We start from the raw sequence: 14,464 nt of genomic DNA on the forward strand, positions 1-14,464 counted from the left end.
CACCCCAAAACGGGGTGTTTCATTGAGACTGCATAAATTAGTCGTTGTTATTTAAAATACCTAATAAATTCAATAGGCTGATAAATAAATTGTAGAGTGAAACGTATAAACTTACGGTTGCACGAATATAGTTTGTTTCTCCGCCATGAACGATATTGCTGGTTTCATATAAAATCCCCATAGTAGAAAATATGATAAATAATGCGCTGATCGCCACATAAAGCGCCGGTGTATTAAAGAAGAAACTTGCCACCATGCCGACAAGTAGAACCACAAAAAGTGCAAACATCATGCCGGATAAGAAAGACATATCTTTTTTCGTGGTTAACACATAAGCCGAGCAAGCGAAAAAGACCGCAGCGGTACCGGCAAGCGCGAGCACCACTAAATCACCTAATCCGGCTCCCACGTAATGACTTAAAATTGGACCGAGAGAATAACCCAAAAATCCGGTTAATGCGAAGGTGGATAAAATCCCCCAACCGCTATTTGCTAACGCATTATTTAAAAATAACAACCCGTAAAATCCGACTAGTAACACGACAAAATGCAAGCGAGGTAAATTTAAACTCATGGCGGCAAACGCAACGATCGCCGAAAAAGTTAAGGTTAATGCCAGTAAAAAGTATGTATTACGCAACACTTTATTGGTTGCCAAAACCGACTCTCTGCCTGCATCAACAATAATACGAGATTCCATAAAAGCTCCTGTGTAAGTTTAACAAAAAACAGATTATAAAGTAGCGGTTAGATGGGTAAAAGTCAATGTATTATCTACAAATTTTATACTTCAATATGCGGCCATTTTTCGTTATGCCACACAAATTACGCTGTATATTTTCTTAAATTACAACAGATTGTTTAAGCTATGCAAATCAAGTCAAACTTTGGTCACTCTTAGGGGGTAGGGTGAGATACATCAAAAATGAGCGTTGAAAAATGAAGCATTGAAAGAAATTGTAGAAAACAAAAAAGTTGCAGCTTACTAATTCTTGAGATCGTAAACTTACAACTTCATAGAAAAATGGCGGAGGAAGTGAGATTCGAACTCACGGAGGGCGTAAACCCTCGCCGGTTTTCAAGACCGGTGCCTTCAACCACTCGACCATTCCTCCGTTGTGGATGTAGCGTAATATAATATAGAAAAAAAATGATGTAAATTAAAAAATAGAAGGGGAGCTTTTGAAAGAAGATTATTTATACATCTTGCACAAAATTAAGGCAAAAATAACCGCACTTTGTGGGAAGTTGAGACAAAGTGCGGTGAAAAAATGATGGGTTTTTAGGCTTATTCTATGTTTGTTCTATGCTTGTTCAACGAGGCGTTTAATTTCGGCTTGCGATTGTAGTAATTCCGCTTTGGTGAGTGCAAAAACGCCTAAGCCACCATTTTTTAATTCAACCCAGCGAAACGGAACCGTTGGCAATTGTTCGACGAGGTGCACCATGCTGTTCCCGACTTCGCATACTAACACGCCATTGTCGTTAAGATAATCGGCGGCATATAGTAAAATTTGTTTAGTGGCGTATAATCCGTCGGCACCGGATCCGAGCGCTATTTCCGGTTCGTGATGGAATTCTTCCGGCATCTCTGCTAAGTCTTCCGCATCTACATACGGCGGATTGGTCACGATAAGATCATAATGATCCTGTGGCAATTGGCGAAATAAATCTGATTGTATCGGGATTACGCGATGGGCGAGTTGATATCGCTCAATATTGATTTCCGCCACATTTAACGCATCCACAGATAAATCAACCGCATCCACTTCCGCTTGCGGAAATTGCTCGGCGCAGGCGATAGCGATACAGCCGCTGCCGGTACACATATCTAAAATACGCGTTGGTGATTGGGTTAATAAACCGGCAAATTTTTCTTGAATCAGCGCGCTGATCGGCGAGCGCGGAATGATGACGCGTTCATCTACATAAAATTCCAATCCGCAAAACCAAGCGCTGTTGGTGAGATAGGCAACGGGAATACGTTGATTAATGCGTTGTGTTACCAATTCAATGATGGTTTCTTTTTCTGTTTGAGTGAGACGGGACGGATAAAAGGCTACGGGAAAATCGGGAGGCAGCTGCAGCGCCGAGAAAACCAATTGTTGTGCTTCATCCCAGCCATTATCATAACCATGACCATAATAAATTTCTGCGCGGTTGAACATAGACAATGTCCAGCGTAAATAATCTTGGATGGAATGCAGATCTTGCGTAATTTGTGAGGCAAGTAATTGCGGATCAATAATATCGTTGTCGGGATCGAGGTGAAAATGGGTATTCATAGGCTATCCTTCGTCAAGTAAGCGAAAATTTGTTATGATAATGATATGGCACTATTTTATGTCAAGTCGGTGATCAAAATCGACATTTATATCCGATTATTTTTACAATTCAGAAAAATTTTTATCATCATAAGAAAACTATGTTAAAAGAAGAAGATATTGCTTTGTTTCGTGAAGCGATCAAAGGAACAAAAAAATTGCGGCAAAATGAGTTTGTGCCGCCACGGGGGAAAAATAGACGAAAAAAAGAGGAAATTCGCAGTCTTCGTGAAACAGAAGATACGCTGTTTTTCTTCTCGGACGAATATGAGCCCTTATTGGAAGAAGAAAGTGCGGTCAAATATTTACGTGAAAATGAAGACAGTTATTTGTTGAAACAATTACGCCGCGGCGATTTTTCCCCACAAATTTTTTTAGATTTACATGGCTTAACCAAAGATGAAGCCAAATTGGAGCTGGCGGAATTAATTCTTGCCTGTGAAAAAGCGCATTTATATTGCGCCGGCGTGATGACCGGATATGGCACTTATACTTTAAAACGCCAAATTCCCCGCTGGTTGGTGCAACATCCGCGTGTGCGCGCTTTGCATCAAGCGCCGAAAGCGTGGGGCGGGGAAGCGGCGATTTTAATGCTGTTGGATGTGTAAAAAATGGCATTCACGGACGCTACGCTGTTGAATTTTTCCGAGTATTGCGAGTAAAAGGTTATCGGATTTTGCTTGATTTGTGTATAATTGCATCAAGTGATGGAAGGAAGGGGATATGAGTCAGTTTTTTTATGTTCATCCGGAAAATCCACAAGCGCGTTTGATTAATCAAACAGTGGAAATTTTACGGAAAGGTGGCGTTATCGTTTATCCGACAGATTCAGGATATGCGTTGGGCTGTTTAGTCGGCGATAAGCACGCCATGGATAGAATTGTGCAAATCAGGCAGCTACCGGAAGGGCATAATTTTACGTTGGTATGCAGCGATTTGTCGGAATTATCCACGTATTCTGTGGTGACCAATAGTGCTTATCGGTTGATTAAAAATAATACGCCCGGGCGTTATACGTTTATTTTAACTGCCACCAAAGAATTGCCGCGACGTTTGATGACCTCGAAACGCAAAACCATTGGTCTGCGCGTGCCGGATAATCAGATTGCGTTGGAATTGCTGAAAGCGTTAAATGAACCGTTGTTATCTTGTTCGTTGATGCTGCCCGGCGAAGATCATATCACCCAATCGGATCCGGAGGAAATTCGCGATCGTCTGGAGCGCCAAGTGGATTTGATTATTCATGGCGGTTATTTAGGACAAGACCCAACGACGGTGGTGGATTTGACGGAGGGAACGCCGGTTATTTTACGTGAAGGAAGCGGAGCTACCGCCCCTTTTATCGGATAAATTTAATTACAATGAAAGACGCTTGTGAAAGCGACAAGAGGAAATATGAAAGTAAAGAATACAAACTCTCGCCTAAAAGCACCGCACTTTGAGAAAAAATCCGCGGAAAAAAAGGGAAAAAGTGCGCCTGTGAATAAGGCGAATGTCAACGCTAAAGCAAAAGTAGATGGCGAGAAATTGCAAAAAGTCTTGGCGCGCGCCGGTCAAGGATCGCGACGCGAAATTGAGGCGATGATTGCGGAAAATCGTATCAGCGTGGATGGAAAAGTCGCAACTTTAGGTGATCGGATTGATGTGCATTCCGGTGTAAAAGTGCGTATTGACGGTCATGTTGTCAATTTATTACACGCGCAAAAAGAAGTGTGTCGTGTGTTGATGTATTACAAACCGGAAGGCGAGCTTTGTACTCGTCATGATCCGGAGGGACGGGCGACGGTATTTGATCGTTTGCCGCGCTTAACAGGGTCTCGTTGGATTGCGGTTGGGCGCTTGGATATTAATACTTCCGGTTTATTGTTGTTTACTACCGATGGTGAATTAGCCAATCGTTTGATGCATCCGAGTCGGGAAGTGGAACGCGGATATTCAGTTCGGGTATTCGGGCAAGTGGATGAATCGATGCTTCAGCGTTTGAAAAAAGGGGTTCAATTGGAAGATGGTCCGGCAAGTTTTAAGTCAATTAAAGCGGCGGGTGGGCAAGGGATGAATCAGTGGTTTGATGTAACCTTGATGGAGGGGCGTAATCGTGAAGTCCGTCGTCTGTGGGAATCACAAGGGATTCAAGTCAGCCGTTTAATTCGTATTCGCTATGGTAATATTCATTTGATGAAATCATTGCCTCGCGGGGGGTGGGAAGAAATGAATTTGACCAATGTAAATTATTTGCGTGAATTGGTCGGTCTTCCCCCGGAAACAGAAACGAAACTTGATGTAAATAAACCAAAACGTCGTCCAAAAACGAATCAAATTCGTAAAGCGGTTAAACGTTATGGGGAATTAAGTAAGCGTTATAAGAAATCCTAAGAAAAACTACCGCACTTTTGCACGCCTTGATGCAAAAATGCGGTGATTTATGATCCATATTATGAAAATACAGCAACTGCGTTATATTGTCGAAATTGTTAATCAAAATCTGAACGTTACGGAAGCGGCGAATACCTTGTTTACTTCTCAACCAGGGATCAGTAAACAGGTGCGTTTGTTGGAAGACGAATTGGGCTTGGAAATTTTTGAGCGTAATGGCAAACATATTAAAGCGTTGACGCCAGCCGGGAAAAAAATTGTGTCGATTGCGCGCGAATTATTGGTGAAAACACAAAGTATTCGCGCAGTGGCAAACGAATATACCCAACCTAATCATGGGGTATTGCGTATTGCAACGACCAATACGCAAGCGCGTTATATGCTGCCGCCGGTGGTGGAGCGCTTTTCTAAGCAATATCCTGACGTTAGCTTGCATATTCATCAAGGTTCACCAATGCAAATTTATGATGCATTGCTTTCTGGCGAAGTGGATTTTGCGATTACTACGGAAGCGCAATATTTATTTGATGATGTGGTGTTGTTGCCTTGTTATATGTGGAATCGTTCGGTGATTGTCAAGCCGGAACATCCTTTGGCTAAATGCGAAAAATTGACGGTGGAAGCATTGGGTAAATACCCGTTGGTGACCTATACTTTCGGTTTTACGGGCGTTTCGGATTTGGACTATGCCTTTAATAGTGCCGGTATTTTGCCGAATATTGTGTTTACCGCAACTGATGCCGACGTGATCAAAACCTATGTGCGCTTGGGATTAGGCGTCGGAATTATGGCGTCAATGGCGCACACTCCGGCGGATACAGATTTATTGGCATTGGATGCAAGCCATCTCTTCCGTCCGAGTATGACCCAAATTGCGTTTAAACATAGCATTTTTTTACGTAATTATATGTATGATTTTATTAGCTATTTTTCGCCGCACTTAACGCGTTCCGTGGTTGAAAAAGCAGAGCGTTTGCATGATAATAACGCGGTGAAAAAATTATTTGAAGGCATTGAGTTGGAAACGCACTAAGTGGCGTGGCTGAATGCGAAAATGAATAAAGTGCGGTGATTTTTATCGCATTTTTTATCGCCTTTCCTCTTATGTTTTTTGCTTTTCTTGATAGCGAATGAAATGGTGCTCACAGAAAAAAGATGTCTTTTTAGTGGATTTATGTAAGAATAAGGCTTTATTTTTTAATTTATTCGTTATAGGAAACACTATGTCAAACTTGCAAAATATCATTGAAGCGGCATTTGAGCGTCGCGCCGACATTACGCCAAAAACCGTTGATGCGCAAACGCGTGCGGCAATTGAAGATGTGATTGAAGGATTGGATCAGGGGAAATATCGCGTGGCGGAAAAAATTGATGGTGAATGGGTGACCCATCAATGGTTGAAAAAAGCGGTATTACTTTCTTTCCGCATTAATGATAACGAAATTATTGACGGGGCAGAAACCAAATATTATGACAAAGTACCATTGAAATTTGCCAATTACACCGCTGAACGTTTTCAACAAGAAGGCTTTCGCGTAGTGCCGTCAGCAACTGTGCGTAAAGGCGCGTATATTGCTAAAAACACCGTATTAATGCCATCTTATGTCAATATCGGTGCCTATGTTGGCGAAGGCACCATGGTCGATACTTGGGCAACCGTGGGATCTTGTGCGCAAATTGGTAAAAATGTGCATTTATCCGGTGGGGTGGGTATTGGCGGCGTATTAGAACCGTTACAAGCAAACCCAACCATTATTGGTGACAACTGCTTTATCGGTGCGCGCTCTGAAGTGGTTGAGGGCGTTATCGTGGAAGACGGTTGTGTTATTTCCATGGGCGTCTTTATCGGTCAATCTACCAAAATTTATGATCGCGAAACCGGCGAAGTGTTCTACGGACGTGTTCCGGCGGGATCTGTGGTGGTTTCCGGCAGCCTGCCATCTAAAGATGGTAAATATAGCTTATATTGCGCGGTAATTGTGAAAAAAGTTGATGCGAAAACCTTAGGGAAAGTGGGCATCAACGAATTATTGCGTTCAATCGAAGAATAATTTGCTTTTAGGGCGGTAGTAAAATTGCCTGTCAAATGAAAAGTGCGGTCATTTTTACCGCACTTTTTTTCGCTTTTGAGTTGAATGATTAACCTAGCATTAGGCTATTTAATTATTTTTTCCAAATAATATGGTATTCGCGGTCTTCTTCGCGGTGCGAGATGAGGAGTTTGGCAAAAATATCGTCCATTTCATCTTGTTTATTGACCAAGCCAATCCAAACTTCCGCATAGGCTTCCGGGTCGATTAAAACGCCGATTTCTTGCTCCCAATCGTCGGCAGTTTCCACAAATTCTACCGCGCCACGTTCTTCAAATTGTAAATTAAACAGCAAAATATCTGCCGGATCGAGGTTTTCGCCTGCCATTTCCAAGAAAATATCATAAGCCATATTAATAGCGGAGTCGGGATCGAGTTTTTGTATATTTTGTGTCATAAATTTTCCAAAGCTAAAACAACAAGAGAATTGTATCATAGCATAAAATATTACGTATCATTAGAGAAGAGATGAATGCTAAACCAAAGGGCGTGACTTGTGGAAAATAATAAGAAAATTACCGCACTTTTGCTGATTTTTGTGCTACATAAAAATAAAGCTGGCAAATATTGCCAGCTTGATAGATGAAATCATTCAATTCTAGCCCGTGTTACGCATTCCGGCGGCGATACCTGTGATGGTGATCATCAAGGCTTGCTCAACATCCGGATTTGGATTTTCCGAATTTTCCCGTAAGCGACGCAATAATTCCACTTGCAATAAGTTAAGCGGATCAGTGTAAACGTTGCGTAGCGCAATTGATTCCGCGATCCATGGTAAATCAGACATCAATTGATCTTCATGGGAAAGGGATAACACAGTTTTTATATCAGCGTTAAGCTGTTCGCGCAAGGCTTGTCCGAGATACCATAACTCTTTTTTCACCAAGTGATGATCATAATGTTCCGATAACCAAGCGTCGGTTTTACTAAACACCATCTCCAACATCCCGATTCTGGTGGAGAAGAATGGCCACATTTTACACATTTCGACAATGGTTTCTTGTTGTCCATTTTCGATTGTTTGGCGAATAGCGGCGCCGGCGCCCAGCCATGCCGGTAACATTAAGCGGTTTTGCATCCAAGCGAAGATCCAAGGAATGGCACGCAAACTTTCTACGCCACCATTCGGATTACGTTTTGCCGGGCGGGAGCCGAGTGGCAATTTAGATAACTCTTGTTCCGGTGTAGCAGAGCGGAAATAAGGTACAAAATCTTTATTGTCGCGCACCACACCGCGATAAACCTCGCAAGAACGAGCGGAAAGCTCATCCATCACGGTGCGCCAATCGGCTTTCGGTTCAGGCGGCGGCAATAAATTGGCTTGTAAAATGGCACAGGCGTAAAAATCCAAACTGCCGACAGCGACTTCCGGTAAGCCGAGTTTAAAGCGAATCATTTCCCCTTGTTCCGTTACACGTAAACCGTTTTTCAAAGAACGTGGCGGTTGTGATAATAGCGCAGCGTGTGCCGGTGCGCCACCGCGACCGATAGTACCGCCACGACCATGGAACAGGGTTAATTCAATGCCTAATTTTTCACATAAATTCACCAGCTGTTCTTGCGCGCGATATTGTGCCCAAGAGGCTGCCATCATACCGGCATCTTTGGCACTGTCGGAATAACCGATCATCACCATTTGTTGATTATTGATCACACCACGATACCAACCAATGTTGAATAATTGGGTCATCACTTCTTCGGAAGCATCTAAGTCATCTAAGGTTTCAAATAACGGAACTACCGGTAAATGATAAGGGACGCCGGCTTCTTTCAGCAGTAAATGCACCGCGAGGATATCAGATGCGGTACGCGCCATGGAAATAATATAACAAGAAATCACGCCTTCCGGTTGTTCGGCTATCACGCGACAGGTTTCCAACACTTCTTGGGTCTTTTCTGAGGGGAACCAGTCGCGCGGTAATAATGGGCGGCGTGAGCTAAGTTCGCGAATTAAAAAAGCTTGTTTATCGTTTTCTGTCCATTGCGAATAATCGCCTAAACCGATATAGCGGGTAATTTCCGCGATAGCATCCGTATGGCGGGTACTTTCTTGGCGGATATCTAAACGTGATAGACTTAATCCGAAACAGCGCACGCGGCGCAAACAATCCAGCAAATCCCCATTGGCAATAATACGCATACCGCATTGTTGTAACGATTGGTAGCAGTCGTATAGCGGTTCCCAAAGTTGCTCGTCTTGAGTGAGGATTTCATCTCGCATAATCGTCGGCGTTCTGCCTTCTAATAAACTTCCGTAATAAGCTACGGTTTTGGTTAATTTACTGCGTAAATCTTTGATCACCACGCGGTAAGGTTCAAGATGATCACCATATTTAGCACGGAATTCATCCGTACATTGAATGACGGAAAGTTCATCAACTAAGCCTTGAATATCGGCTAAGAATAATTCTGCGGCTTTCCAACGGTTCATGGCTAATACTTGGCGCGTGGTTTTCGCAGTCACAAACGGATTTCCGTCACGGTCGCCTCCCATCCAAGATGAAAATTTTACCGGCGCTAAATCAACAGGGTGTTGCACGCCAAAGTTTTTTTCCAAATGAAGATTGAGCTGACGACAAAATTCCGGTACCGCTTTCCACAAACTGTTTTCTAATACCGCCATGCCCCATTTAGCTTCGTCCACTGGTGTTGGGCGCTGGGTTCGAATTTCATTGGTGTGCCATGCAAGGGCTATTAATTGCATGAGGCGACGTTTTAATTTGCCGGTTTCGGCTTTAGTTAAATCATCATGTTCTAAGCGGCTTAAACAACGGTTGATTTCTACGTGTTTGTGAACTAAAGAGCGACGAGTGACTTCTGTTGGGTGTGCGGTTAAGACTAATTCAATTAATAAGTTCTCAACGGTTTCAATCACCTTTTCTTTCGCAATATGTTGTGTTTTTAAGTTTTTAAACAAGGCTTCCAAGGAGCGGGAGGACGCTTCGAGGTCAAAATGTCGGCGCGAAATCGTTTGATATTGTTCGGCGATATTGGTCAAGTTCAAGAATTGGCTAAATGCACGTGCAACAGGAATAATTTGATCGTCGGAAATAGTTGCCAGCGTGTCCAGCAATTGTTGACGCGCTTTTTCGTCACCGGATCGTGAGTCACGGGAGAGTACTCGAATATTTTCAATCAGATCCAAAATGTCATTGCCTTGAGCATCACGAATTGTTTCTCCGAGAAAATGCCCAAGCATACTGATGTTATTACGCATAGTAGAATATTGTGAGAGCATAGAAACCTCTTAGTATAAATAGTAAATAAGATGATAGGTTATTTCATGAACATAGATATAACGCAAATTAGCGATAGAGGTCAATGTAATTTTTTAAAAAATTAAAAAATTTAAATTTAGAGAAATAACTTACACTTAAAAAAATCGTTACTAAATTAGTATAAATTTAATTGTTATAGCAATGTAATAGATAAATTTTTATTCATCAAATGACAGGAGGAAAGAATAAAAGCGGACGAATAGCGGCATTATCCGCCCGCAGTAAAAAGCGCGGTTAATTTTAGATTCGTTTTTTCACTGATTTTCGGATGACTAATTCCGGATAAAGCTCAATAACACGGTGTTCACTATTTTTTTTGCTGATACGTTCAAATAATAAACTTAATGCCTGCATTCCTAAACGGGCTTTGGATTGGTGAACGGTGGTTAATGGTGGCGAATAAAAACGCGAGGAATGGATATTGTCATAACCGATAATGGAAATATCTTCCGGTACGCGCAAACCTTTTTCTCCGATAGCGGAAATGGCACCCAACGCCATGACATCATTACAACAGAAAACCGCAGTTGGTAATTTTTCTTGCGCCAAGATTTTATTCATGCACTCATAACCATCCTCCGGCTCGAAAAAGCCCTCCATAATCCAATCGGGATTGATCGTTAAATTAGCCTCTTGCATGGCTTTAACAAAACCGTCATAGCGGTTTTTTGCGGTGGTTTTAAAGAGCTCTCCTGCGATAATTCCAATATCTTTATGCCCATTTTCGATCAAGTATTTCGTTGCTAAATAACCGCCGTCAAAGCTATGATCTTGAATGAGATCGGTGTAAGGATTGTTTGGCCCCCAATCCATTACCACCATGGGGATGCTGGAAAAATCCGCTAATAAATCCAAAGAATCTTGCATATATTCCGCGCACATTACCAAGATGCCATCCACGCGTTTTTTTGCCAACATATCAAGATGGTTGCGAATTTTTTCCGGATTATTTTGCGTATTGCATAAAAACAGCGAATACCCTTGGCGATAACAATGTTCTTCGACTGCATGAATAATTTCAGCAAAATAAGGGGTTTCACTGGTAGTGACGATCATTCCGATAGATTTTGTCGTATTGACTTTTAAGCTGCGCGCTACAGCACTTGGTGAGTAATTTAGGACTTTAATTGCCTGCAACACAACATTTTCCGTTTCAGTTGCAACAAAACGGGTTTTATTGATCACATGAGAGACCGTTGTGGTTGAAACGCCCGCCATTTTTGCTACATCTTTAATTGTTGCCATAATCTCCTCCAAATCGTTTTGACGTCTATTATAATAGAGAAGTAAGCCGGATTAATAGCTTAATGATAAAAATTGTGAGAGGGTGGCAATATTATAAGTTATTGCCTTGACAGGAGAAGGCGTGTGATAAGTATCTAAAAGTGCGGTAATGTTAACCGCACTTTTATAGGTCAGTTTAATTGGGTTTTATCCCACGCCAATTCTTGACTTTCCCAACCGATATATTCACCGGAAAATTGCGAGGAGATTTCCTCAAATTGTTCCACATATTTGAAAATGTCCGTCCCGCTTAAATTCACTTCTTGCTCTAATTTGACGATAAATGCCCTTTCTTCTTCATCCAAGGGAATTGGGATGCCGGTATGTTTTAGGGTTAAAACGGAAATATTGTGTGTGGCGACATATTCAAGGAACAAATACATATTTTCTTCTTCAGGAAAATGAAAGGTATGCTCGATAAAATAAGTCATATCCAAACTGCGACCATTTTGTATCAGCATATCCAAAATTTCTTCTGTCGCATTGATTTTCATTTCCAAGGGAGAGGGCAGGAGAAAATCAAAATAAATATCCCAGTTCGGATCTTGTTGTTCGCTAACGTTTATCACTTGCTCAAAGTCGGCAAGCACCGCTTTTAATGGCGCAGTATCTTGGCAATAAAAATAAAGTGTCGCTTGTTTATCGGAAAGCATATAACCCACATAGACGGACTGCGGTTGCGCGCTTAATAATGTCGAAAGGCGCAACATTTCTTTGAGCAAGGATTGATAATCTTCTGTTTGTGGCAATCCGTTTTCTTCCGCCACATAAGGCAGCGAAAATTGCAAAATGGTGCGGTGGGTCGCTTGCGTTTTCTGATAGCATTGGAACAGCGTTAAGTTTACGGAAAAAATCGCCACTTTTTCTTTGATCATGGAACGATAATTTTGCCAATTTTGTTCTATTTCCATAGTCGCTTCCTATTTAAATTCAGCCCAGATCGGCGCATGATCCGACGGTTTTTCCATGGCGCGAATATCCAAAGCGATCCCTGCAGCCACACAATATTGCGCCAGTTCGCGATTTGCCAAAATATGATCAATGCGCAACCCACGGTTATCGTCAAACCCTTTGGAACGATAATCAAACCACGAAAAGTGATCATTAACCGTCGGATTTAATTGTCTAAAGGTATCGACCAAACCGAATTGATACAAACGCTGGTACCATTCGCGTTCTTCCGGTAAAAACGAGCATTTGCCGGTACGCAACCAACGTTTGCGATTTTCTTCGCCGATACCAATATCCAAATCAGAGGGGCTGATGTTCATATCGCCCATAATCACGATTGGTTGTTGGGCTGGATGATCTTGTTCTAAATAGCGCTGTAAATCCGCATAAAACTTGGCTTTGGCTGGAAATTTTGTCTCATGACTGCGGCTTTCGCCTTGTGGAAAATACCCGTTAATCACGGTTAATGTGCCAAAAGAGGTGGTTAAATCTGCCATAATAATGCGTTTTTGTGCCGCTTGATCGTCGGTTGGAAAACCTTTTCGAATTTGTATTGGCGCCTGTTTTAGCAATAAGGCAACGCCATAATGTCCTTTTTGTCCGTGGTGAAAAACGTGATAACCCAAATGTTCAACCAAATTATGCGGAAAGTCTTCATCAGCAACTTTAATTTCCTGTAATCCCAGTACATCCGGTTGATATTTTTCAATGACTGCTTCCAACTGATGCGGTCTCGCACGTAATCCATTGATATTAAAAGACATTATTTTCATAAATCGAAATCCTGACATTCTATTTTACTAAGTTGTTTTTCATTATACCTTAGATTGACAAAATCTTAATAAAATTGACCGCCCTTCTCGTATAAAATTAAATGATTTTTATTTTTAGTTATGTAAATGTTAAGCCTCAATGTGATAAGGAGCACATAAATTATAAAAATATGCCATATAGGTTGCATATTACTTTGCTTTTTCTATTATCAATTAGAAAAAACATATTGTCTTATTTTAATTTTAGTTTTTTACATTGAGGGAAAGAACGCGTTATGGCAAAGAAAATCTATTTTTTGTCTGCAGTTGGATGCGTCATGATTGGAGTGGTGGGCATATTGGGAGCGCAATATGTGATGAAAGAAACCGGTAGTGGCGAATTTTGCGTTAGTTGCCATTCCATGAGTTATCCGCAAGCAGAATGGGAAGGCAGTGTACATTATTCGAATCGCAAAGGTATTCGCGCCGAATGTGCCGATTGTCATGTACCCCATGAAGGATTGGATTATGTCAAAGCTAAAGTTGTAGCACTGAAAGATATATGGTACGAATGGCAAGGCAAATTGAAAATCCAAGAAGATTTTGAAAAACACCGTGCCGAAATGGCGAAAACCGTTTGGCAACAGATGAAAGAGAGCGATTCGGCTACCTGTAAAACCTGTCATACCATGGACGCCATGGTGTTTTCCGATCAAAGTCAATCGGCTCGGAAAATGCATAAATTAGCGCAAGAAACCCGGCAAACCTGTATTGATTGTCATAAAGGCTTAGTGCATTTCTTGCCGGAAAATGAAGTGGATAATGCCGCGACGACCACAGAATTAATGAAACATGGTGGCGAATTTAGCGAGGCGGATAACCTATTATATGCTTTGGCAATGACGCTGGCGCAATTGCCGGCAGGCGGTGATATTCGTTTAATGCCTTTTGCGGAATTGACTGCATGGAAAGCTGAGGGTGAGGAGATTGTAGCGCAATTACATGGCTGGCAACAAGTTGGCGCAGAAAGCGTAGTGTATAGCCAATTGGGACAACGAATTATGTTGGCATTGCTGGAAGATAATGCGAAAGCGCAAGTGAAGATCGAGAAAACTGTGCATGATGACGTGACCGCGTCTGATTGGAACGAGGTGACGTTGGCGCTGAAAGTCAATAAAAACGCCTTAACTTCTAACTTAGCGGCGTTGAATCAATTTGGGCATAATTTAAATGAAACCCATTGTAGTGGTTGTCATGCGGCAATTGGTGCTGAGCATTATACGGCGAATCAATGGATTGGCGTGGTGAATTCAATGAAAGATCGTACTTCAATGTCAGCGGATGATGTCAGAGCGGTCACTATTTATTTGCAACGTAATGCAAAAGATATGCAAGGTGCGGCACATTAATGC

13 protein-coding genes and 1 tRNA gene are annotated in these 14,464 nt (G+C 41.9%); 6 read left to right on the plus strand and 8 right to left on the minus strand.

Going from position 1 to position 14,464, the window contains the following annotated elements; genetic code table 11:
* Positions 1-37: 37 nt before the first annotated feature.
* From CFY87_RS10635 to prmB, 3 genes are all read right to left on the minus strand, one after another.
* The gene (locus tag CFY87_RS10635; RefSeq protein ID WP_094947631.1) at positions 38-700 is read right to left on the minus strand and encodes a Bax inhibitor-1 family protein; all 663 of its coding nucleotides are present in this window, start codon (positions 698-700) and stop codon (positions 38-40) included.
* Positions 701-1,025: 325 nt separating this feature from the next.
* Positions 1,026-1,115: transfer RNA gene (locus tag CFY87_RS10640), tRNA-Ser, on the minus strand.
* 189 nt (positions 1,116-1,304) lie between these two features.
* Positions 1,305-2,285 (minus strand): 50S ribosomal protein L3 N(5)-glutamine methyltransferase, encoded by a 981-nt coding sequence (gene prmB / locus CFY87_RS10645; protein ID WP_094947634.1) that lies wholly within the window; start codon positions 2,283-2,285, stop codon positions 1,305-1,307.
* A gap of 140 nt (positions 2,286-2,425) precedes the next feature.
* On the opposite strand from prmB, the gene smrB reads away from it, so the two are divergent.
* The 5 genes from smrB to dapD all read left to right on the plus strand — a co-directional run bounded on the left by smrB (position 2,426) and on the right by dapD (position 6,748).
* A complete protein-coding gene (smrB, locus tag CFY87_RS10650) occupies positions 2,426-2,932 on the plus strand; it encodes an endonuclease SmrB (protein ID WP_094947637.1) in 507 nt (168 codons plus the stop codon).
* Positions 2,933-3,047: 115 nt separating this feature from the next.
* Positions 3,048-3,674: an L-threonylcarbamoyladenylate synthase gene (locus CFY87_RS10655; protein ID WP_094947640.1), complete on the plus strand. Its 627-nt coding sequence runs from the start codon at positions 3,048-3,050 to the stop codon at positions 3,672-3,674.
* Between the two features lie 45 nt (positions 3,675-3,719).
* Positions 3,720-4,697: a 23S rRNA pseudouridine(2605) synthase RluB gene (gene rluB, locus CFY87_RS10660; protein ID WP_094947643.1), complete on the plus strand. Its 978-nt coding sequence runs from the start codon at positions 3,720-3,722 to the stop codon at positions 4,695-4,697.
* A 61-nt stretch (positions 4,698-4,758) separates the two neighbouring features.
* Complete coding sequence (gene cysB, locus CFY87_RS10665; RefSeq protein ID WP_094947735.1) at positions 4,759-5,730, plus strand: HTH-type transcriptional regulator CysB; 972 nt, start codon at positions 4,759-4,761, stop codon at positions 5,728-5,730.
* Positions 5,731-5,920: 190 nt separating this feature from the next.
* The gene (dapD, locus tag CFY87_RS10670; RefSeq protein WP_094947645.1) at positions 5,921-6,748 is read left to right on the plus strand and encodes a 2,3,4,5-tetrahydropyridine-2,6-dicarboxylate N-succinyltransferase; all 828 of its coding nucleotides are present in this window, start codon (positions 5,921-5,923) and stop codon (positions 6,746-6,748) included.
* 112 nt (positions 6,749-6,860) lie between these two features.
* Here dapD and CFY87_RS10675 read toward each other — a convergent pair whose 3' ends face one another.
* From CFY87_RS10675 to xthA, 5 genes are all read right to left on the minus strand, one after another.
* Positions 6,861-7,184, minus strand: coding sequence for an HI1450 family dsDNA-mimic protein (locus CFY87_RS10675; RefSeq protein WP_094947647.1), 324 nt, complete (start codon positions 7,182-7,184; stop codon positions 6,861-6,863).
* A 201-nt stretch (positions 7,185-7,385) separates the two neighbouring features.
* Complete coding sequence (gene ppc / locus CFY87_RS10680) at positions 7,386-10,025, minus strand: phosphoenolpyruvate carboxylase (protein WP_094947650.1); 2,640 nt, start codon at positions 10,023-10,025, stop codon at positions 7,386-7,388.
* Positions 10,026-10,305: 280 nt separating this feature from the next.
* Positions 10,306-11,310: an HTH-type transcriptional repressor PurR gene (purR, locus tag CFY87_RS10685; protein ID WP_094947653.1), complete on the minus strand. Its 1,005-nt coding sequence runs from the start codon at positions 11,308-11,310 to the stop codon at positions 10,306-10,308.
* A gap of 170 nt (positions 11,311-11,480) precedes the next feature.
* A complete protein-coding gene (locus CFY87_RS10690) occupies positions 11,481-12,260 on the minus strand; it encodes a TIGR01619 family protein (protein ID WP_094947656.1) in 780 nt (259 codons plus the stop codon).
* A gap of 9 nt (positions 12,261-12,269) precedes the next feature.
* The gene (gene xthA, locus CFY87_RS10695; RefSeq protein WP_094947659.1) at positions 12,270-13,073 is read right to left on the minus strand and encodes an exodeoxyribonuclease III; all 804 of its coding nucleotides are present in this window, start codon (positions 13,071-13,073) and stop codon (positions 12,270-12,272) included.
* Positions 13,074-13,348: 275 nt separating this feature from the next.
* On the opposite strand from xthA, the gene CFY87_RS10700 reads away from it, so the two are divergent.
* Positions 13,349-14,461: a NapC/NirT family cytochrome c gene (locus CFY87_RS10700; protein WP_094947662.1), complete on the plus strand. Its 1,113-nt coding sequence runs from the start codon at positions 13,349-13,351 to the stop codon at positions 14,459-14,461.
* Positions 14,462-14,464 lie beyond the last annotated feature (3 nt).

The sequence above is a fragment of the Actinobacillus seminis genome (assembly GCF_002263215.1).
GTDB lineage: Bacteria > Pseudomonadota > Gammaproteobacteria > Enterobacterales > Pasteurellaceae > Actinobacillus_B > Actinobacillus_B seminis.

Bases quoted from the DNA above. Each gene is read 5' to 3' on its own strand.
- CFY87_RS10635 (WP_094947631.1), bottom strand. From the start codon at position 700: ATGGAATCTCGTATTATTGTTGATGCAGGCAGAGAGTCGGTTTTGGCA.
- prmB (WP_094947634.1), bottom strand. From the start codon at position 2,285: ATGAATACCCATTTTCACCTCGATCCCGACAACGATATTATTGATCCG.
- smrB (WP_094947637.1), top strand. From the start codon at position 2,426: ATGTTAAAAGAAGAAGATATTGCTTTGTTTCGTGAAGCGATCAAAGGA.
- CFY87_RS10655 (WP_094947640.1), top strand. From the start codon at position 3,048: ATGAGTCAGTTTTTTTATGTTCATCCGGAAAATCCACAAGCGCGTTTG.
- rluB (WP_094947643.1), top strand. From the start codon at position 3,720: ATGAAAGTAAAGAATACAAACTCTCGCCTAAAAGCACCGCACTTTGAG.
- cysB (WP_094947735.1), top strand. From the start codon at position 4,759: ATGAAAATACAGCAACTGCGTTATATTGTCGAAATTGTTAATCAAAAT.
- dapD (WP_094947645.1), top strand. From the start codon at position 5,921: ATGTCAAACTTGCAAAATATCATTGAAGCGGCATTTGAGCGTCGCGCC.
- CFY87_RS10675 (WP_094947647.1), bottom strand. From the start codon at position 7,184: ATGACACAAAATATACAAAAACTCGATCCCGACTCCGCTATTAATATG.
- ppc (WP_094947650.1), bottom strand. From the start codon at position 10,025: ATGCTCTCACAATATTCTACTATGCGTAATAACATCAGTATGCTTGGG.
- purR (WP_094947653.1), bottom strand. From the start codon at position 11,310: ATGGCAACAATTAAAGATGTAGCAAAAATGGCGGGCGTTTCAACCACA.
- CFY87_RS10690 (WP_094947656.1), bottom strand. From the start codon at position 12,260: ATGGAAATAGAACAAAATTGGCAAAATTATCGTTCCATGATCAAAGAA.
- xthA (WP_094947659.1), bottom strand. From the start codon at position 13,073: ATGAAAATAATGTCTTTTAATATCAATGGATTACGTGCGAGACCGCAT.
- CFY87_RS10700 (WP_094947662.1), top strand. From the start codon at position 13,349: ATGGCAAAGAAAATCTATTTTTTGTCTGCAGTTGGATGCGTCATGATT.